Raw genomic sequence first — 19,586 nt, 5'->3', positions numbered from 1 at the left:
CTATCAAATGCAAAATTGGACCGAAAAACACATAAAAATCAAATAAGCCTATAAAATTTTACAGACTCTTTTTTTTTTAATCATAATCTTTTTTTAATTTGACTTTTATATTTATATTCATGTCATTAATTCAGGATATTCTTAAAAGGGATAAAAAATTATTTTATACAGATTTAAATGGATTTTCTGAAAATTTAGATACATGTTCTGAAATAAAATTAATAGCTGATTTTACAGAATATAATCCTTTACATAATGGTCATTTTCATTGCATGAATGTTGCAAAGTCACAAGTTCCTGATGCATTATTTGTAGCTATTGTTCCAGGGCTATTTGAACGTAGTGGAAGAGGCATTCCTTATATATTACCTCGTGAATTTCGAGCTAAAATGGCTATTAATGTAGGTGCAGATATTGTTGTTGAAGGTCCGCCTATGGGAATTATGGGTTCTGGTCAGTATTCATTATCATTAGCTAAAATGTTTAAAGCACTTAATGCAGATTATATTCCTAGAGGATATAATGAAGTTGAAAATTTTGATTTGATAATGGATAGGATATCTAAGGGTCATTGGATAGCTCCAAAGCCTTATAAAATAATTGATAAAACAGCTAATGAGATTCTTTTGAAAGATAAGCTTAAAGAAGATAATTATGTTATTGCTTCTTTTTCAAATTCTTTAAGTAAAATTAATTTTGATTATAAAAATAAATTTATTTTTGTAAAACGAATTGGGGGAGTAAGTGGAACTTTAATTCGTGAAAGTATTATTAAAAATAACTTTGATGATGTTAAAAAAATGATGCCTTCACAGACAATTGGAATATTAAAAAGTCAAAAAGATAATTTAATTTATAATGTTCGGGATGAAAAATCTATTTTAAATACAGTAAATAATTTTGATTTTGAGCAATTAGCTAGTTTAAACATGTTTAATGATAAGTTAGCTGAAAATATTTTGAGTAATGCACCATTTGGTAGTGTTTATAATCTTCAAAATCATATTGGTAGGGGATTTTCAACACATTTTGCTCAAAGAATACTTAGTATTTTAGAAATTCCTATTTGCAAAACAATAATTTCAGAATATATTGAAAATTATCCATCTAAAATAAGAGTTTTAGGTTATAAAAATAGTGATGTTTTAGAAAAATTTAGAAAAAAAGTAAATAATGAAATTGAATTATTTCATTAATTTACTTAATAATTCTCCAGGGTCTTGAAGACCGAATACTGCATCAATAAATGTTGGATATGATGAGCTTAAGAAGAATAAGTATACAATATAGAATACTACTACTAAAATAGCTATTATTAAGATAATAGTTAATATAATATCTACAATTCCATATGGTTCTTTACCATCATCATATTTAATATTATGGATAGGTTTTCCAGAATTTTTTGGTTCTTCTCTACGTATATTTAACTGACTGCGTATTTGTCTGTCTAATTCCTGTTCTTCAGCATAATTTCTACTTGGGGTTCTAGTTTGAGGTTCTTGTTGATAATAACTTTGTTCTATTGGTTGTTGTGTGTATTGTACTTCTTCAACATATTCATTTACTGGTTGTGTTGGGGTAGTATATGGTTTTTTAGTTAATGAGCCATATTGTGCTTCATCTTTTGCTAATTGTTCTTCTAAAGGAATTTCTGGTTCATCAAAGTACAAATCATCTAAATATTTTTCATATTTTTCTTCTAAAGCTTGTCTTGCACTTGTTTCTTTAGGTTCATAAGTATGATCAGGATAGATATAATCTTGTTGTGGTTGTTGGGTTATTTGTTCTTGTGTATAGTAATCAAACTCGTTTTGTGCACTTTGTGGTTGTTGGGTTATTTGTTCTTGTGTATAGTAATCAAACTCGTTTTGTGGTTGTTGATAATTATTGTTTGCCTGATTTAATCTTTGATCTTGATTTATATTAGGTTGTTCTAAGTAAGGTGCATTTTCTTTTTTCAAATATGTATTTGGTTCTACATCATACTCTTGAGAATAACTCATTCCTTTGATATTATATGGTGAATCATCAGCAATAGGTTTTTTAGCTATTTCTTCTTTAGGGTAATATTCTTGTTCCAAAGGAGCATTATATATGCTTTCTTCTTTTGTTAGATTGTCGTAGATGTTATCCTTTTCATTAGTTAATTTATTACTTAAATCACTAGCAAAAATGGTTTTTTCTTCTTGTGGTTGGTAATCATGTTCTAATGGAACTCTTTGAGGTTCTTCTTGTTTACCAAGTCTTGCGGGTTCAGTTTTATTGTTTATTGGTTGTGTTTCTTCTTTTTCATTAGTTTCATTATTTAATCCAATTCCTACAATTTTTTCCAAACATTCTTTACAATACATTTTACCTGCGATTTCTAAACTGCATTCTTCACATACAGATTTTCCACAGATGGCACATGTATTAACACCTTCTTTGTTTGGATGATAGTAACATTCCATAAATATACACTCTCTACTTTGTATTTTAATTTAATAAATCAAGAAATTATTTATAAAATATATTTATAATTTTTATTTATATAAAAGTTCCTATTAATTTATGTTTATTTGTTTATGTAATACATTTTTCATTCTTTTTTAGTAGTTTCAAGAATTTTTTCCACAACTATTTCAGATGCTATTAAATCATCTGTTGTTGATAAAAAACTTCCAAGAGAGTCATTGTCTAAGTTATATGTGATTATATTTTTTTCTAATTTTGAATCTAAAAATCCTAAATTGTCTACTTCTAGAGATTCATAAACAGTTTTAGCAGTTTTGGAGTTTTTATATTTGAGTTGTAGTTTCCCTTTTATTTTCATCTTTAAGAACTATGTTTTTTAAACTATTAAATAATTTTTATTTAATGGGTATAATTATATTATTAATGTTGAACTAGTTAGATTTATAAAATTAATATTGACAAATAAACGAAATTTTGCAGTTATGTTGCAATGTATAATCTTTATATTTTGGAGGATAATATGTTTATTATTCAAATGGGATTGTTAAGTAGGTTAATACTTTAATTAATGTTTTAAATTATTCTGAATTAGTTTTGTTGAAAAATTAGGTGGGTAAAATAAATTGTATATTAAATAAATATTTTATTAAATTAGGATAACATTTATTAATAACTAAGTTTAAATATCTAAGTATTCTATATATTATTATATATAATTTTTACATAGCTATTTAGAGATACACTATACAATTTTATTAATGATAGCTATTTTTCAATCAAACACATTATTAGATGTTTGGATTATTTCGGAGGAATTATAATGGTTCGTGCTTATACAAGAAGAGATTATATTAGGAAAACCCCAAATTCAAGAATTGTTCAATATGATATGGGTAATTTAACTGATGAATTCCCAGTTTCAGTAAGTTTAGCTGTAAAAAAACCTGCTCAAATTAGACACAATTCTTTAGAAGCAGCAAGGATTGCATCTAACAGACTTATGCAAAGGAAAGCTGGAAGATTAGGTTACCACTTAAAATTAAGAACTTACCCTCACCAAATTGTAAGGGAAAATCCTATGGCTACTGGTGCAGGAGCAGATAGGGTTCAAAGTGGTATGAGAAATGCATTTGGTAAACCAATTAGTGTTGAAGCTATTGTTAAAGCTGGTCAAAGAATTATTACTATTGATACCAATAAGAAAAACTTTGAAGATGCTAAATTAGCATTAAAAAGAGCAGGAATGAAATTACCAGTTTCTTGTAGAATTGTTGTTGACAAAGGTGAAGAATTAGTTTTATAAGTTTAACTAATTTTTTTATTACTCTTTTTTTTAATTTTTTTTCAATATCTATATTTTGCGACTTATTTTGATTAAATATTTAAATGTTAAAATTTATACATTAATTATAATATTGGCTATGTTTTTTTATTAGTTAAGAGCATACAGTCAATGTATTAAGATATTTCATTTTAAAACCAAAGAGGTTATAATTCATGTATGTTGTAAAATTTGAGGATTTAGGCAAATCTGACATTGGAATTGCTGGAGGAAAAGGAGCTAACTTAGGAGAATTGACTCAAGCAGGTATTCCTGTTCCACCTGGTTTTGTAGTAACTGCTGAAACTTATGGAAAATTCATGGAAGATGCTGGGATTAATGGTAAAGTATTAGATATTCTTGCTAAAACGGATATTAATAATACTAAAGAACTTCAAGCTGCTGCTGAAGAAATTAAATCTATTATTATTGAAACTCCAGTTCCAGAAGACATGTCTACTTTAATTATTGAAGCTTATAATCAACTTTGTCAAAGAGTTGATGAAGATGATACTGATGTAGCTATCCGTTCTTCAGCTACTGCAGAAGATTTACCTGATGCTTCATTTGCAGGTCAACAAGATACTTTTTTACATGTTTCTGGTAGTGAGGATGTAATTGATTATATAAGAAAATGTTGGGCTTCTTTATTTGAAGCAAGAGCTATTTTTTACAGGGAAGAAAATGGATTTGATCACTCAAAAGTATACATTGCTGTTGTTGTTCAAAAAATGGCTATTGCAGATAAAGCAGGTGTAATGTTTACTGTAAATCCATCTACTGGTGAAGAAATAGCTTTAATTGAAGGATCATGGGGTCTTGGTGAAGCTGTTGTATCTGGTGATGTAACTCCTGATAATTATGTTGTAGATAAAAAGAATGATGAAATTGTTAGTGTTACTATCAGTGATAAAAAATTAATGTATGTAAAAGATGAAGATGGAACAAGTGTAAGAGTAGATGTCCCAGAAGATAAAAGAAATGAACGTGTTTTATCTGATGATGAACTTGTTGAATTAACTGAAATGGGTAAAAGGATTCAAGCTCATTATGGTGAACCTATGGATACTGAGTGGGCATTTGAAAAAGGTAACTTGTTTTTATTACAAGCAAGACCAATTACTACTTTAGGTGATGACAATAATCAAGTAAGTGATGATGATGCTGTTGGAAATAAAAATGTAATTGTTAAAGGTCTTGGAGCAAGTCCAGGTACAGCTTCTGGAAAGGTTAAAATAGTTTTAGATATTGATGAGTTAGATAAAATTAAAGATGGGGATATCATGGTTACAACTATGACTACTCCAGATATGGTTCCAGCTATGAGGAGAGCTAGCGGAATTATCACTGATGAAGGTGGTGTAACTTGTCATGCTTCTATTATTTCTCGTGAACTTGGAATTCCTTGTGTTGTAGGAACAGGTTCAGCTACTTCTACTTTAAAAGAAAATGTTGGCGTTACTTTAGATGGTAAAAAAGGTTTGGTTTATGAAGGAATTGTTGAAAATGAAGCTAATGAAGTTCAATCAACTACATCTAATGTTGAAGCAGCTCCAATTATAACTGTAACTGAAGTAAAAGCTAATGTAAGTATGCCTGAAGCAGCTCAAAGAGCAGCAGCTACTGGTGCAGATGGTGTGGGATTACTTAGAACAGAACATTTAATGTTAACTGCAGGTATCCACCCAGGTAAATTTATTGCTGATGGTAAGGAAGATGAATTAATTGATACTATTGCAGATAATGTAATGGTTGTAGCAGATGCATTCTATCCAAAACCAGTATGGTACAGAACTTTAGATGCGCCAACTGATGAATTTATTACTTTGGAAGGTGGAGAAAATGAACCTGAAGAACATAATCCAATGTTAGGTTGGAGAGGTATTAGAAGGGAACTTGATCAACCAGAAATTCTTAAATGTGAATTCAAGGCTATTAAAAAACTTCATGATAAAGGTTATACTAACTTAGGAATTATGATTCCATTATCTCAAAGTCCTAGTGAACTTAAAAAAGCAAAAGAACTTTGTGCTAGTGTAGGTTTAATTCCTCATAAAGACATTGACTTTGGTATGATGGTGGAAATACCTGCTGCAGCTTTAACTATTGAAGATTATCTTGAAATTGGTGTTGACTTTGTAAGTTTAGGAACTAATGATTTAACTCAATATACTCTTGCAGTAGATAGAAACAATGAATTTGTTGCAAAACATTACACTGAAGAACATCCTGCTGTAATGAAATTAATTGAAAGAACAATTAAAAAATGTGTTGAAGCAGGAGTTACTTGTAGTATTTGTGGTCAAGCAGGTAGTGTACCACACATTGTTGAAAAACTTGTAGGATATGGAATCACTAGTGTATCCTCAAATGCAGATGCTGTAGCTGAAGTTAGAAAAACTGTGGCTAGAGCTGAGAAAAAAATTATTCTTGATGCTGCTCGTAAATCTCAAGAATAAATTTTCTTTTCTTTTTTTTATTTTTTTTTAAATAAATTAATCACCTTATCAGGTTGTACTATGGAAGATAAACCAATATCTAAAGAAGACATACTTAAAGAATTAGATAAAATTCAATCAAAAGATCATAAATATAAAGATGGACGAATATTAGGATCCATGTGTACTGAAGCACATCCTTTTGCAAAAGAAGTTTATTGTAAATTTTTAGATTCTAATTTAGGAGATCCGGGTCTTTTTAAGGGAACTAAATATATTGAAGATGAAGTTATAAAATCTATTGGTGAATTATTGTCTATTAGTAAACCTTATGGGAATATTGTAACTGGTGGAACTGAAGCTAATATAATGGCTATGAGAGCGGCAAGAAATCATGCCAGAAAATATAAAGGAATTAAAGATGGGGAAATTATAATTCCAGATTCTGCACATTTTTCATTTAAAAAGGCTGCTGATATGATGAATTTAAAAATCATTGAAGCTAAATTAGATGAAAATTATAAAATTGATGTTGAATCAGTTAAGAATAATATTTCTGACAAAACAGTAGCTATAGTAGCTATTGCAGGGACAACTGAATTAGGTTTGATTGATCCAATAGAAGAATTATCTAAAATAGCTCATGAAAATAATATTTATTTCCATGTTGATGCTGCTTTTGGTGGTTTTTCCATACCTTTTTTAAGAAAAATAGGTTATGAATTCTCAGATTTTGATTTTTCATTACTTGGTGTTTGTTCTATTACTGTGGATCCTCATAAAATGGGTTTAGCACCTATTCCTGCAGGTGGAATTTTATTTAGAAAGAAAGAATATTTGGAAGTAATGGCTGTTGATTCTCCATATTTAACTGTTAAAACACAATCTACAATTGTAGGAACTCGTTCTGGAGCAGCCTCTGCAGCTACTTATGCTATTATGAAATATTTGGGAAATGAAGGATATGAGAATTTAGCTAAAAATTTAATGGATAATACTCATTATTTTAAAGAAGGTTTAGAAAAAATTGGATATGATGTTGTTGTAGAACCAGAATTAAATATTGTAGCTTTTAATCATCCTAATATGGAAACTCATGAATTAGCTGATAAATTAGAAAAATTAGGGTGGAGAGTTTCAGTAGCTAAATGTCCTGTAGCTATTAGGGTTGTTTTAATGAACCATATTACTAAAGATCATTTAAAAGAGTTATTATTTGATTTAACTGATATTTATTAATTTTATTTTTTTTGACTTTTAATTAAGTATAAATATATCTTATACATAATTACTCTAACAACGGAGTTGATAATTATGTGTACTGCTGCAAATTATTTAACAAAGTGCCATTATTTTGGCCGTAATTTTGATTATGAAATTTCATATAATGAAAGAGTTACTATAACTCCAAGAAATTATCCTTTGAAATTTCGAGAAATTGAAGATATGGAAACTCATTACGGAATGATTGGGATAGCTGCTGGTGTTAATGAATATCCATTATATTATGATGCATGTAATGAAAAAGGATTAGCTATGGGTGGACTTAACTTTCCAGATTACTGTGATTATAAACAGTTAGATGAATCTAAGATTAACATAGCTTCTTTTGAAATTATTCCATATATATTGTCACAAGCAAAGACAATTGATGATGCTAAATCATTATTGGCTAACTTAAATATTTCTAATGAAAAATTTTCCACTCAATTACCACCCTCTCCATTACATTGGATTATTTCTGATAAAAATGCTTCAATTGTTGTAGAATCATTATCTGAAGGATTGAAAATTTATGATAATCCTGTAGGTATTTTAACTAATAATCCTCCATTTGATAAACAACTTTTTAATTTAAATAATTATAGAGCATTATCAAATAAAACACCTGAGAATACATTTGGAGGTAATTTGAATTTAACTGTTTATAGTAGGGGTATGGGTTCAATTGGTCTTCCAGGAGATGTTTCTTCACAGTCTCGTTTTGTAAAAGTAGCTTTTGTTAAAGAAAATTCTATTTCTGGAGATTCTGAAAAAGAAAGTGTATCTCAATTTTTCCATATTTTAGCATCTGTAGAACAACAAAAAGGTTGTACTTTGGTAGAAAATGGTAAATTTGAATATACTATTTATTCTGACTGTTATAATACAGATAAAGGGATTTTATATTATAAAACCTATGATGGACCTCAAACATCTGTTGACATGAACAGTGTGAATTTAGAGGGTAATGAACTGGTTAATTTTGAGTTAGTTAATTAAATAGTTTAGGGGTGTGTTATACACCCTTTTAAATTTAATTGATGTCTTTTACATACATTAAAGGATAATTTAATTCTTCAATAAATTCTATCCTAATTATTGCAGTTACATTATCTACTTTGGTATGAATTTTAACATCAAGCATATCTCCAGTTAAAGAAGTGTAATCAAACTCACTCATAGATTCTTCTAATTTGTCAAATCTGATTTTAACATTAACATCTTCAATAGCTGGTTGTAATTTTAAAGATTCTTCCATGCTTGTTTCCAAACTTTTTTTAGAATTTTTATTTACAGGAGTTCCAACAAATTGGTGGAATAATGCTCCCATACTGATTGCACCTTCAAATATTGCTCTTTCTCTTGAAGTTATATTTGAAAAGTATTTTTCATCTATATTCATTTATTACATTCCTCCATTTAACCATAATATTTTCTCATAAATTATATTTGAATCTATTGGGAATAAATAGAAATAGAATAATATTATGGATATAATTAGTACAACACTTAATACATATATTTTATCATCTTTAGAATAAAAATAACTAAATATTAATCCTAAAATTAAGAATCCAGTAGCTATTATTAATCCATAAGATTCATGTGGATTATTTTGAATTATTTTATCATTTAAAGGACCAACTCCACTTTCTTCTCCTTCAATTATTAACCTGTGTGCTGTAGAACCGATAGGGTCACAAGTAATTAAGTATATATGATTTCCATTGAGGTCAATATTGATGTGAGTAGTTGGTTCAACTATTGTTTTGTTTATAATGGTATAATTCACTTCCCCAATTCCGGGCCATTCTAAACTAATTGTATCTCCGTTATTTAGTTCATTAAGTCTTAAAAAAGGAGATCCTTGAAGAGTTCTATGTCCTGATAACATAACATCTCCATGTGTTGGAGTAAATGAATTGGTATCATGCAGAACTCCTTGTGAAAGAGAAACATTGTTTATTTTTTCTTCAACTCCAATAGTTGGTATATTTACAACAGGAGATTCAATATTTTTCTCAATAGCTATTTTTGATGAGAAGTAATTGATTTCTCCTGCTGCATATAACCCTAATATAATTATACATATTATTATGATTAAGGTTGTAATTTTTGGTTTATTCATATTATCAAGTTTTGTTTTTTAATTTAAAATAGTTTTTATTATTTTTTATATGTTGAAGTTATTTCATTAACCATCCAATCTGGTGCATTTGTTGTTGGGATAGTTAGTATAATTTGGTCCATATTATCCAATAGGAAATTAACTTTGTCCTGTGGGGTTTCAACAAGTAACATGTATTGGGCATCTAAATCTCCAAGATTAATTTGTCGTTCGTAACTGGATAATTTTATACCATAATGTTGCAGTAACTGTGAAGTCTGTTTTTCATCATAACCATTTATTATAGCTCCTTTTAAAAGTTCTAAAACATTTGATTTGAATGTTTGAGTATTTTCATGAGGATTTGTATCATTTCCTTGGACAATTGTGTTTGCTTTGGAATATTCGCTGTCAATTTCTCCATTCTCTTCACATCTCATTATAGAAATTACTGTACATCCTTTGATATCTGGACTTGTCTGATTATTTGCACTTTCATTAGCAGTACCATTTGAACTAGTGTAAATATCAACAATACTACCAACATTTACTAATCCTGCTCCTGCTTGAAGTCTTGAAACTAAAATAGGAACTGATACAGTATTCGGTTTTTCGAATTTGATTTTAGAAAGAATTTCAGCATTGTTTTCATCAACAATAGTTAAAGCTTCACTAGCAGGTATTATTGCATTTTTAGTGTTATTATCGCTGTAAGTTGCCATAGTTCTATTGTATGAATCTAAATTTGCATTTATTGATTTTTTGTGAAATGATTTCCAATCTTTCGTAGCTGGAGATAAAATATTTATAGACTCTACTTGCGATTTGCTTTTTGCATTACTAATTTCATTTTCTAGAAGTATAGCTTCACTGGAACTGGTTAGTGCTCCAGTATAAAGTGTATGTAATTCATTGAGTTTTGCTGTTTTTGCTAAATTTAATTCTTCTTGGGAAGGTTCATAAATTAAGAAATAATATGTTGATGTTATTATTGATAAGATAATTAATGTTGTAATAATCATCCCTAATTTTTTCTTATCTTCATTTTCAATTATATTCTGCTTTGGCCCAATATATTTTCCTAATTTTTGATTAAGTGATTTTAATTTATTTAAATCATTATCTTCTTTTTCTTTAGGTTTTGGTCGTGGAATTTTGAGATTTTCCATATCTTTATATCCTTTAGGATATAGTGGATCTCTTGGTTTCTGGTCAATCATTAATTTGCACCCCTACTTTTAATTTAAAAAAGTAGATGGGTAATTTAATTATTTTTTAATTAAATTAATTAATAGGTAATATAAGGAAAATATTAATAATAATAATGCAGGTATATTGATTGTGAAAATTGTTAAGTTTATTGGAAGTATAATTAATACAATTAATATAACAGAAATTCCTATAATAATTAAATTATCAAACTTAGGGTATGTAATATTACTAATCATCAATAAAGACACAATAGTCATTAATATTAGTGCAATATAAATATTAAATAATCCACTTAAATAGAATGTAGCTAATATAATAGCTATTCCAGGAATGGGAAATCCTATGAAATCTCGTGTTTGAATATGGTCTGCTATTACATTGTATCTAGTTAATCTTAGTATGCCACAAGCTACAATTAATAAACTAACAATTAAGGGGAGTATTGAGGTATTATGAGGTATTGTTTCACTAATGGAGTAAAAAAATACTGCTGGTGCTCCTCCAAAGGATATTGCATCACAAAGAGAATCAATATTTTTTCCAAATTTTAATTCATCATTTCTATTAATTTTCCTAGCTACCCATCCATCTACAGAGTCAAACATGATAGCTATTATCATAGCAACTGCTGCTAGTTCGAAATTATGGTTTATTGCAAAAATAATTGAAATAAATCCACTTATCATATTCATCAATGATATTCCGTCAGATATTGCAAAAAAACTTTGAATTTTTGTACTTTCTAATGTCATGTAAAACTCCGATAATACTTTAGAACTCATTTATTATTAATTTTTTCTTGTTTTAGACATTATTTTTACCAGTATCATTATTTAATAGTTTAATAATGGTATTTTTAGAATAATGGGCTAATTTAATTGAGTTTTAAAAAGTTATTTGTTTGTTAAATTTAATTTTTAATTTTAATTATTGTTATGATTTATGTTAATCATTATGGTTAAAGTTATATCTTTAAAGATAAAATATATATAATAATAATGGATAATTATTAATTGTTAAACTTTAATAAATTCAACTATTTTTTTCGTTGTAATTTATTTTAGTAAAGTAAATATTGATATAATGCGAGTAGTTAAATGATAGAGGATATACAAGCACTTAGGCAGGCTGCAAGGTTAACACCAAGTAATGAAAACCAAGATGAAAAAACATGGTGTATAGCTGCAGGAAATGTTAAGTTAATAGATGACATAGCATATAAAGCAATAGCTTCTAAGCATTCTGTAAAGATTCTATTTAGAGAACATGTTATATTAACAGATAAAAGATTGAATAAAAAATTTGATTTTATCATGTTACATGGTAATTCAAAAAAAATTGATCAATTTAAGAGACTTTGTAATCAAGAAGGTGGGGCCTTTATACAAATAACTCGCCATTATTTAACTGAAGAGCCTAATTTGATGGTTTTAGTTGCTCCAGATGATATGATTAAAAATCTTGTTTATGTTCTTGAAAAATCTAAAGTTTCTTTCGCGATTTTACAAGAATCTCAAACTACAGGTTTTATTGATGTTGATATAAATTCAAATGTTAAACTACCAACTTTTATTAAATCTGCTTTAAAGCCATTATATAATGTAAGTGATGTTGTATTATCAACAGTTTTGATTTCAGTTGAAAAAGATGATGATATTGAAAAAGTCCAGAGTATAGCTACATCTAATAGGATATTTGTTATTGATTTTAAAGATATTGTAACGGAGGATTAGTCATGAATATTTTTGGAAATGAAGAAGAAGAACCACAAATTAATGATACCAGAATCATTAGTAATAGTTTGGGAATAGATTTAGGAACTTTAAACACTGTAATTGCAAAACCATCTGGAGATAAATTTGATTTGTATCAAATTCCATCTGTTGTTGCTGTTAAAAAAGATGATCCTTCTGAAGTTATTGCAGTTGGAGAGGAAGCTAAAAAAATGCTTGGTAGGACTCCTGAGGATATTCTTGCTGTAAGACCTTTGAAAAAAGGAGTTATTGAAAACGTGGTTCAAGCACAAGCTTTACTTATTAAAGCTATGCAAATAGGTATTGAAGAAGGGGAAAGTGTTGGAAGAATTGTTATTGGTATTCCTGGAGACTCTTCAGAAGTAGAGAAAAATGCAGCAGAAGAAATTGGTAGAAAAGCTGGAGCTGAAAATATTCTTGTAATCAGTGAAGGATTAGCAGCAGCTATTGGTGCTGGTTTACCTATTGCAGAACCAAATGGAACTATGGTTGTAGATATTGGTGCTGGATCAACTGATATTGTTATTATTTCTCTTGGTGGTATTAATGACATTGAAACTGTTAGATGTGGTGGGGATGACATTGATAATAGGATTGTAGAGTTAGTTGCAGAAAAATATGATGTAGCTATTGGTATTCATGATGCTGAAGCTGCAAAAATTGAAGTTGGTATGATTCATTGCAGTGAACAACTTGAAAATTTAAGTGTTGAAGTTATTGGTAAATCATTAGAAACTAATCGTCCTAAAAAAGTTGTTATTGACTCTATGTTGGTAGCTGATGCTGTAGAACCATTTATACAAGAAATTGTTGATGGATTAAACATAATTTTAGAAAGATTATCTCCAGAATTAATGATGGGTGTTTATAACAATTCTGTAGCAGTTGGTGGAAGCTCAAGACTTCGTGGATTAAAAGAAAGAATTGCTGATGAAATTTCTATTCCTATTGAAATTTCTGATGATCCTATGACTGTTGTAGCAAAAGGTACTGCTATTGTAGCTGCTGAACCTCTTGCATTAGAACCTGAAGTTCGTCTTAGAGCTATGAAATAATTATTATAATTATTTCTCTTTTTTTAACTTTTTTTCGCGTTGATTTTTATGGATATATTGGGAATTGATGAAGCAGGTAGGGGATCTGTTTTAGGTCCATTAGTTATTGCAGGAGTTATTGTACCTGAAAAAATGGATAATGTTTTAGAAAGAATGGGTGTAAAAGATTCTAAGCGTTTAACTCCAAACAGACGATCAATATTATCCCGTAAACTGAAAAAGATGTTTGAATATGATTTAGTTGTTATTTCTGCTCAGGATATTGATAATATGAGGGCAGATGGGATTAATCTTAATGAAATTGAAAAAATTGGTATGGAAAAGATTCTTTCTAATTTAAATCCTGAAAAAGCTATTGTTGATGCAGTTGATATTAAAGCAGAACGTTTTCAAAATAAACTTGCAAATGATACGGGGGTGAATGTTTTAGCAGAACATAAAGCGGATGATAATTATATTGAAGTAAGTGCTGCTTCAATTATCGCAAAACAAGAAAGAGATTCACATATAGCTGAAATAAACAAGGATTATATTAAAATGGGTGGAATTGGTTCAGGTTATCCTTCTGATCCGACAACTAAAAAATTTTTAACTAATTTTACATATGATGAAATGCCTGATTTTGTTAGAAAATCTTGGGCAACTGTTGCTAAAATGAAAGATTAATTTATTTTATAAAAAATATTTTAATTTATCTTCTTTTTTTATTTTTAGTGATTTTATTTTATATTCATTTTTTGTTAATATTTCGTTTAGTTACTCCAAAACATTAAGTATATGATTAAATAAATTATTTTTATAAAAATATTATATTGAGGATAAAAATGATAGTTGAATATCTGACTCAATTTTTTGAAAATATCATGGAAATATTTACTCAGGGGGGAATTATTACTTATATAATTCTTTTCATTGGTATTTATGGTCTTTTGATTTCATTGAGAAAAATTGCGTATCTTAAGAAAATTAGTAAGGTGGATACAACTGAAATTTTAGGCATTGTTTCTTCTTCTATGGAAAGAGGAGGTGCAGTTGAAGCTTTAAAACAAATTAACTCTTTTAAAAATCCTATTTCTAAAATTATTTCTGAAACTTTAAAAATTGGTTATAAAAATAAAACTGAAGTTGAAGAAAGTATGGAGCAAATATTCATTGTAGAAGTAAGTAAAATGACTAAAGGATTAAATTCAATTAAAACAATTATTGAATTGGCTCCATTTTTAGGTTTGATTGGTACTGTATTTGGGATATGGATGACTTTTAAAGCATTGGGAGTTAATCCTAATTCTGCAGCTATGGCTGAAGGTATTTACATAGCTTTAACTACTACTATTGCAGGATTATTTGTAGCTATTATATTGTTGCCTCTTCATACTTATATTCAAGGTTTAGTTGAAAATGAAATGGATAAAATTGAATTAGCTACAAAAATGACTAATTGGGGTTATGCAGTAGTTAAAATAAGGGTTGAAGCTAATGTTGAATGTGCTTTAGAAGCTCTTCAAGAAGCTGAAGGTGTTGTTAATACTAGGTTAATTTCAGATCCTTATGCAAATATTAAAGTTTCATTTAAACCAAGTATGTTAGATAAAAGTATTTCAAATATTATATTGGAAAAATGTAATGTTAATGCTGAAATAATTGAAAGTAAATTAAGACAATAAGTGATTTTATGAGGATTGATATTAGATCATATAAGAAAAAGGTTCTTGATCAAAAACCTGGTATTAATTTAGTTCCACTTATAGATATTTTATTTACAATTATGATTTTTTTGGTTGTGACTAGTAATTTCTCACCAGCTGATGTTCCTGCTGATGATGCGTCTTCTACAGACTCTGGAACAGGTAAACCAAATGTAACTGATGTTTCTGGTGATGCTGAATATTATATTATGCCTGTAGCGAATTTACATAAAGTTGTTGTTAATGGACAGGATATGTCTGATTTGATATCGCAGAATGCTATTGGTGTTAAAGCTAATGTTATTGATGAAGGACAAATTCAAATCAAACCTGGAGAAATTGATATAACCACTCCTCCGGGAGTATCTCCAAAAGATGCTGTTAGAAGTCCGAATACAAGTTAAGAGGTTGAAAATGTATACTGGAAGAATTTTATCAATTGGAATGAATTGTGATGGAAAACCTTTTGTAGCATATAGGGTGTCTAGTAGGTCATTTCCTAATAGACAATGTTTAAAATTTGATAAACGCGCATCTATTGTTCCTAAAGAAGGTTTTGAAAAGGATATATTTGAAAATACATATATTACATATAATTGTATACGTATTGTGAAAGATATGGCTATTGTATCAAATGGTTCTCACACTGATGTAATAGCTGATAAAATAGCGTTAGGTATGAATATTAAAGATGCCATAGCTTATTCTTTACTTACTTTGGATTATGAAAAAGATGATTATCATACTCCTAGAATTGCAGGTGTTGTTACATCTACAAATAAAAAAGATGACTATGTGTGCTATGTAGGTATAGCTAATGATGAAAAATTGTTAGTTGATAAAATACCGTATGGTGATGCTGTATTTATATCTACTTATGGTAGTCAATTTTATGATCCTGTAGAATTTGATGCAAAAACAGCTAAAGATGCAGCAAAATTTATTTTTGATGAAGGTACTTTTGCTAATTATAAAAAACCAGTCACTTCTGGTGCAGCTGTTTTTGATGGGGAATGGACAATAGATACTTTCATTCCTTAATTTTTTTTTAAGATGATTGATATGTCAATAGAATTAATTGGTTTAAATGATATTCCATTAGTTGAACCTAATGATGATATTTGTCAAATAATTAAAGATGCAATTGAAAAACAAGGATGTTTATTAAAACATGGGGACATTATTTTAATAGCTGAAACTTTAATTTCAAAAGCTGAAGGAAATGTTATTAAATTAGGTGATATAATTCCTTCTGAAGAATCTATAGTTATTGCTAAGCAATCTAAAAAAGATTCTAAATTAGTTGAAGCTATTATTCAGGAATCTCGTGAAGTTGTAGCTGTTGGTCCTGATTTTATTATTACTGAAACTAAACAGGGTTTTGTTTGTGCAAATTCAGGTATTGATGAATCTAATGTGGATGAAGGTTTAGCTACTCCAATGCCTGAAGATGCAGATAAATCTGCGAATAAAATAAGGGAATTTTTAGAAAATGAATTCAATGAACAGATAGCTGTTTTAATTACTGATACTCAAGGTAGAGCATTTAGGAATGGTGCTGTTGGAGTTGCTATTGGATGTTCTGGAATCAATCCTTTGTGGAAAAGAGCTGGTGAAAAAGATTTGTATGGTCGTGTCTTACAAACTAGTGAAGTAGCTACTGGAGATGAGTTAGCTGCAGCAGCATCTCTTGTTATGGGTCAGGCTGATGAAGGTCTTCCAGTTGTTATCATTAGGGGATTTGATAACTTTGATAAATTAAGGGATACTGAAACTGGTGTTGGTGCATTACTTAGACCAAAAGAATTTGATGTATTTAGAAATTAATTTGGAGATTAAAATAAAATGATTACTGTATTATCTGGTGGAACTGGTACTCCAAAATTGTTGCAAGGTTTAAAAGAGGTTATTGATCCTAAAGAATTGACTATTGTTGTTAATACTTTGGAAAATGAGTATTTTTCAGGAGTTTATGTGTCTGCAGACATTGATACTGTACTTTATACTATGGTTGACATGATAAATGATGAATTTTGGTATGGTGTTAAAAATGATACATTTATTACTCATGAAAGACTTGAAGAATTAGGCACTCCAGAGTTACTTAGGATAGGGGATATTGATAGAGCTACTAAAATACAAAAGACTTTATTAATGGAGAATCACTCACTTGCCGAAGCTGTTGATATTCAAGCAAATGGTATGGGTATTACATCTAAAATTATTCCAATGAGTAATGAAAATTCAGATATTAAAATCATCACGGATATTGGTGAATTGGAATTCCATGACTTTTTAATAAAACATCAAGGTAAACCTGAAGTTTTAGATGTTAAATTCTCTGAAGTAGCTCCTGTAAATGGGATTATTGATGCTATTAATAATTCCGATGCAGTTATAATTGGACCTTCAAATCCAATAACTTCTATATCTCCAATATTGTCTTTAGAGGGAGTTAAAGAAGCTTTAAAGAATACTCATGTAATAGCTGTTTCTCCAATTGTGGGTAATGATTCAGTAAGTGGTCCAGCTAGTAAATTTATGAAAGCACTTGGAATTGAAGTTTCATCAGTAGGTGTAGCTTCATTGTATGAAAGTTTTTTAGATACGATTGTTATCGATAAAAAAGATAATAATTTAAAGGATGATTTAGAAAAAATTGTTCGTGAAGTAATTGTTACAAATACAATTATGGATAGTTTAGATGATAAGAAAAATTTAGCTAAAATAATCTTAAATAATATTTCTTAGGGGATGGTGGTTTAAAATGATACAAATGACATTAATACAAATTGATAATTATGGGCCATGGACTGTAACTCCAAGACCACGTAATGAATCAGATTTACAAATTTTACAAGCAGAACTATATGCAGATTTAGAAAGACAATTTGCAAATAAAAAAGGATTGGTGTTCTTTACTAGGTTTGATAATTTACTTGCTGTTACAAATGGTATTGATGAAGAAGATCACTTAAGAATTCAAAGATCTATTAGGAACAGATATCCAATTACAATTAGTATGGGTGTTGGGGCTGCTGAAACTCCTCATGAAGCTCAAAAATTAGCTACTGTTGCTTTACAGAAAAAAGGGGGAGCTCAATCTTCACAAAGAAAAGAAATTTTAGCTATTGATAGTTTAGCTCCTGCTGATGAAGATAACTTACTTCAAGCAGCACATATTGATATTAATAGTGTTACAGAAACATTAACTGATATTGAATCTGCATTTGATACTAATTTCATGGTTAACAAGGCACAACATTATTTAATGACTAAATTAATCAAAAAAGGAGCATTATTATTTTTCATTGGTGGAGATAATTTCATGTCTCCATGTAATGGTTTGTCCGAAAAAGACATCGAAGATATTTTAGTTGAAATTAATGAAGAAATTGGTATTGGCCTTAAAGCAGGTATTGGTATCGGACGTAATTTTGAAGATGCAGCATATATGGCTGATTTAGGTCTTGAAGAAATTCGTGATCATGATAACAGTATGTGGACATATGTTGTTGAAAAAGAATATTGAGGAGGATTTTAAATTAAAGTCATAGCACCAATGGCTGGAATAACTGATTCCGAATTTTTAAATAAAGTTATTCCATTTGGATTTGACACAGCTACTTTGGGTGGCTATAGTTTAGATACTCCAACAATTAATGCAAGTGCTAAAATAATTAAAAGAGGAAGAAATGAGTTTCATTTTCCTCAAAATATTATTATTGACCATATTGAAAATGAAGTTAATTTAATTAAAGAACAACATCCTAATGTAAAAGTTTCAGCTAATGTTAGATCAACAACTCCTCAGCCTATTATTGAAGTAAGTAAAATTGATAATTTGGATATTGTTGAGATTAATTGTCATTGTCGTCAAGAGGAAATTTTAGCTATTGGCTGTGGACAAAACATGTTGAAAAGAGATGATTTAGCAGATTATATTTCTGATGTTGTTGATAATGCTTCTTGTGAAGTTTCAGTTAAAATTCGAGCTAATGTTGATGGTGTAAATACTTTAAAAATAGCTAAAATAATTGAAAATGCTGGTGCTGATTATTTGCATATTGATGCAATGAAACCTGGCGTTTTTGATGCAGATTATGAGTTATTAACTGAAATTTGCCGTAATACAAATATTAAAATTATTGGAAATAACTCTATAGACAGTGAACAAAAAATTGAAAAAATGCTTAAAACAGGAGTTTTTGGTTTTTCAATAGCTAGAGCAGTTATTTCTGGTAATTTAAACTTTAATATCTTTAATTTTTAATATATAACACCATTATATAAC

At 28.8% G+C, this 19,586-nt stretch carries 21 protein-coding genes; 15 read left to right on the top strand and 6 right to left on the bottom strand.

The window, feature by feature from the left end; translation table 11 throughout:
* The first annotated feature begins 119 nt into the window (after positions 1 to 119).
* A complete protein-coding gene (locus Q0984_RS02580) occupies positions 120 to 1,196 on the top strand; it encodes a nucleotidyltransferase family protein (RefSeq protein WP_299523094.1) in 1,077 nt (358 codons plus the stop codon).
* Here the strand turns inward: Q0984_RS02580 and Q0984_RS02575 are convergent.
* Together Q0984_RS02575 and Q0984_RS02570 are read right to left on the bottom strand one after the other, a co-directional pair.
* Positions 1,185 to 2,453: an ATPase gene (locus Q0984_RS02575; RefSeq protein ID WP_299523091.1), complete on the bottom strand. Its 1,269-nt coding sequence runs from the start codon at positions 2,451 to 2,453 to the stop codon at positions 1,185 to 1,187. The genes Q0984_RS02580 and Q0984_RS02575 overlap by 12 nt on opposite strands.
* Positions 2,454 to 2,581: 128 nt before the next feature.
* Complete coding sequence (locus Q0984_RS02570; protein WP_299523088.1) at positions 2,582 to 2,815, bottom strand: KEOPS complex subunit Pcc1; 234 nt, start codon at positions 2,813 to 2,815, stop codon at positions 2,582 to 2,584.
* Positions 2,816 to 3,277: 462 nt separating this feature from the next.
* On the opposite strand from Q0984_RS02570, the gene rplJ reads away from it, so the two are divergent.
* The 4 genes from rplJ to bsh all read left to right on the top strand — a co-directional run bounded on the left by rplJ (position 3,278) and on the right by bsh (position 8,478).
* Positions 3,278 to 3,760: a 50S ribosomal protein L16 gene (gene rplJ, locus Q0984_RS02565; RefSeq protein ID WP_004032946.1), complete on the top strand. Its 483-nt coding sequence runs from the start codon at positions 3,278 to 3,280 to the stop codon at positions 3,758 to 3,760.
* A gap of 194 nt (positions 3,761 to 3,954) precedes the next feature.
* On the top strand, positions 3,955 to 6,237 hold the full coding sequence (ppsA, locus tag Q0984_RS02560; protein WP_299523084.1) for a phosphoenolpyruvate synthase: 2,283 nt from the start codon (positions 3,955 to 3,957) through the stop codon (positions 6,235 to 6,237).
* A gap of 60 nt (positions 6,238 to 6,297) precedes the next feature.
* Positions 6,298 to 7,455: a tyrosine decarboxylase MfnA gene (gene mfnA / locus Q0984_RS02555; protein WP_299523082.1), complete on the top strand. Its 1,158-nt coding sequence runs from the start codon at positions 6,298 to 6,300 to the stop codon at positions 7,453 to 7,455.
* A 75-nt stretch (positions 7,456 to 7,530) separates the two neighbouring features.
* Positions 7,531 to 8,478 (top strand): choloylglycine hydrolase, encoded by a 948-nt coding sequence (gene bsh, locus Q0984_RS02550; protein ID WP_299523079.1) that lies wholly within the window; start codon positions 7,531 to 7,533, stop codon positions 8,476 to 8,478.
* Between the two features lie 34 nt (positions 8,479 to 8,512).
* Here bsh and Q0984_RS02545 read toward each other — a convergent pair whose 3' ends face one another.
* Genes Q0984_RS02545 through Q0984_RS02530 form a run of 4 tightly spaced genes read right to left on the bottom strand, consistent with a single transcriptional unit; the run spans position 8,513 to position 11,550 of the window.
* Entirely contained in the window at positions 8,513 to 8,881 is a 369-nt protein-coding gene (locus Q0984_RS02545; RefSeq protein ID WP_299523075.1) for a dihydroneopterin aldolase family protein, read from the bottom strand.
* Positions 8,882 to 8,884: 3 nt separating this feature from the next.
* Positions 8,885 to 9,607, bottom strand: coding sequence for a class E sortase (locus tag Q0984_RS02540; protein WP_299523072.1), 723 nt, complete (start codon positions 9,605 to 9,607; stop codon positions 8,885 to 8,887).
* A 38-nt stretch (positions 9,608 to 9,645) separates the two neighbouring features.
* Positions 9,646 to 10,806, bottom strand: coding sequence for a hypothetical protein (locus Q0984_RS02535; RefSeq protein WP_299523069.1), 1,161 nt, complete (start codon positions 10,804 to 10,806; stop codon positions 9,646 to 9,648).
* A gap of 48 nt (positions 10,807 to 10,854) precedes the next feature.
* Positions 10,855 to 11,550 carry an archaetidylserine synthase gene (locus Q0984_RS02530; RefSeq protein WP_299523067.1) on the bottom strand — a complete coding sequence of 232 codons (696 nt, stop codon included), beginning with the start codon at positions 11,548 to 11,550 and terminating at the stop codon, positions 10,855 to 10,857.
* Positions 11,551 to 11,895: 345 nt separating this feature from the next.
* Between Q0984_RS02530 and Q0984_RS02525 the strand changes: the two genes are divergently transcribed.
* The 10 genes from Q0984_RS02525 to Q0984_RS02480 all read left to right on the top strand — a co-directional run bounded on the left by Q0984_RS02525 (position 11,896) and on the right by Q0984_RS02480 (position 19,565).
* Positions 11,896 to 12,531 carry a hypothetical protein gene (locus tag Q0984_RS02525; RefSeq protein ID WP_299523064.1) on the top strand — a complete coding sequence of 212 codons (636 nt, stop codon included), beginning with the start codon at positions 11,896 to 11,898 and terminating at the stop codon, positions 12,529 to 12,531.
* Positions 12,532 to 12,533: 2 nt separating this feature from the next.
* A complete protein-coding gene (locus Q0984_RS02520; protein WP_299523061.1) occupies positions 12,534 to 13,607 on the top strand; it encodes a rod shape-determining protein in 1,074 nt (357 codons plus the stop codon).
* A 48-nt stretch (positions 13,608 to 13,655) separates the two neighbouring features.
* Positions 13,656 to 14,273 carry a ribonuclease HII gene (rnhB, locus tag Q0984_RS02515; protein ID WP_299523058.1) on the top strand — a complete coding sequence of 206 codons (618 nt, stop codon included), beginning with the start codon at positions 13,656 to 13,658 and terminating at the stop codon, positions 14,271 to 14,273.
* 158 nt (positions 14,274 to 14,431) lie between these two features.
* Positions 14,432 to 15,271, top strand: coding sequence for a MotA/TolQ/ExbB proton channel family protein (locus Q0984_RS02510; protein ID WP_299523055.1), 840 nt, complete (start codon positions 14,432 to 14,434; stop codon positions 15,269 to 15,271).
* An 8-nt stretch (positions 15,272 to 15,279) separates the two neighbouring features.
* Positions 15,280 to 15,696 (top strand): biopolymer transporter ExbD, encoded by a 417-nt coding sequence (locus Q0984_RS02505; protein ID WP_299523052.1) that lies wholly within the window; start codon positions 15,280 to 15,282, stop codon positions 15,694 to 15,696.
* Between the two features lie 10 nt (positions 15,697 to 15,706).
* Positions 15,707 to 16,333: an IMP cyclohydrolase gene (locus Q0984_RS02500; RefSeq protein WP_299523049.1), complete on the top strand. Its 627-nt coding sequence runs from the start codon at positions 15,707 to 15,709 to the stop codon at positions 16,331 to 16,333.
* 12 nt (positions 16,334 to 16,345) lie between these two features.
* On the top strand, positions 16,346 to 17,119 hold the full coding sequence (locus Q0984_RS02495; protein ID WP_299523046.1) for a coenzyme F420-0:L-glutamate ligase: 774 nt from the start codon (positions 16,346 to 16,348) through the stop codon (positions 17,117 to 17,119).
* A gap of 18 nt (positions 17,120 to 17,137) precedes the next feature.
* Positions 17,138 to 18,043: a 2-phospho-L-lactate transferase gene (gene cofD / locus Q0984_RS02490; RefSeq protein WP_299523041.1), complete on the top strand. Its 906-nt coding sequence runs from the start codon at positions 17,138 to 17,140 to the stop codon at positions 18,041 to 18,043.
* Between the two features lie 16 nt (positions 18,044 to 18,059).
* The gene (locus Q0984_RS02485) at positions 18,060 to 18,824 is read left to right on the top strand and encodes a GTP cyclohydrolase III (protein ID WP_299523038.1); all 765 of its coding nucleotides are present in this window, start codon (positions 18,060 to 18,062) and stop codon (positions 18,822 to 18,824) included.
* Positions 18,825 to 18,854: 30 nt separating this feature from the next.
* Positions 18,855 to 19,565 carry a tRNA-dihydrouridine synthase gene (locus Q0984_RS02480; protein WP_299523034.1) on the top strand — a complete coding sequence of 237 codons (711 nt, stop codon included), beginning with the start codon at positions 18,855 to 18,857 and terminating at the stop codon, positions 19,563 to 19,565.
* Positions 19,566 to 19,586: the final 21 nt, after the last annotated feature.

Origin of the sequence: uncultured Methanobrevibacter sp. (genome assembly GCF_934746965.1) — an archaeon.
In the GTDB taxonomy this organism is placed as follows: Archaea; Methanobacteriota; Methanobacteria; order Methanobacteriales; family Methanobacteriaceae; genus Methanocatella.
This window is presented reverse-complemented; position numbering and strand designations above follow the sequence as displayed.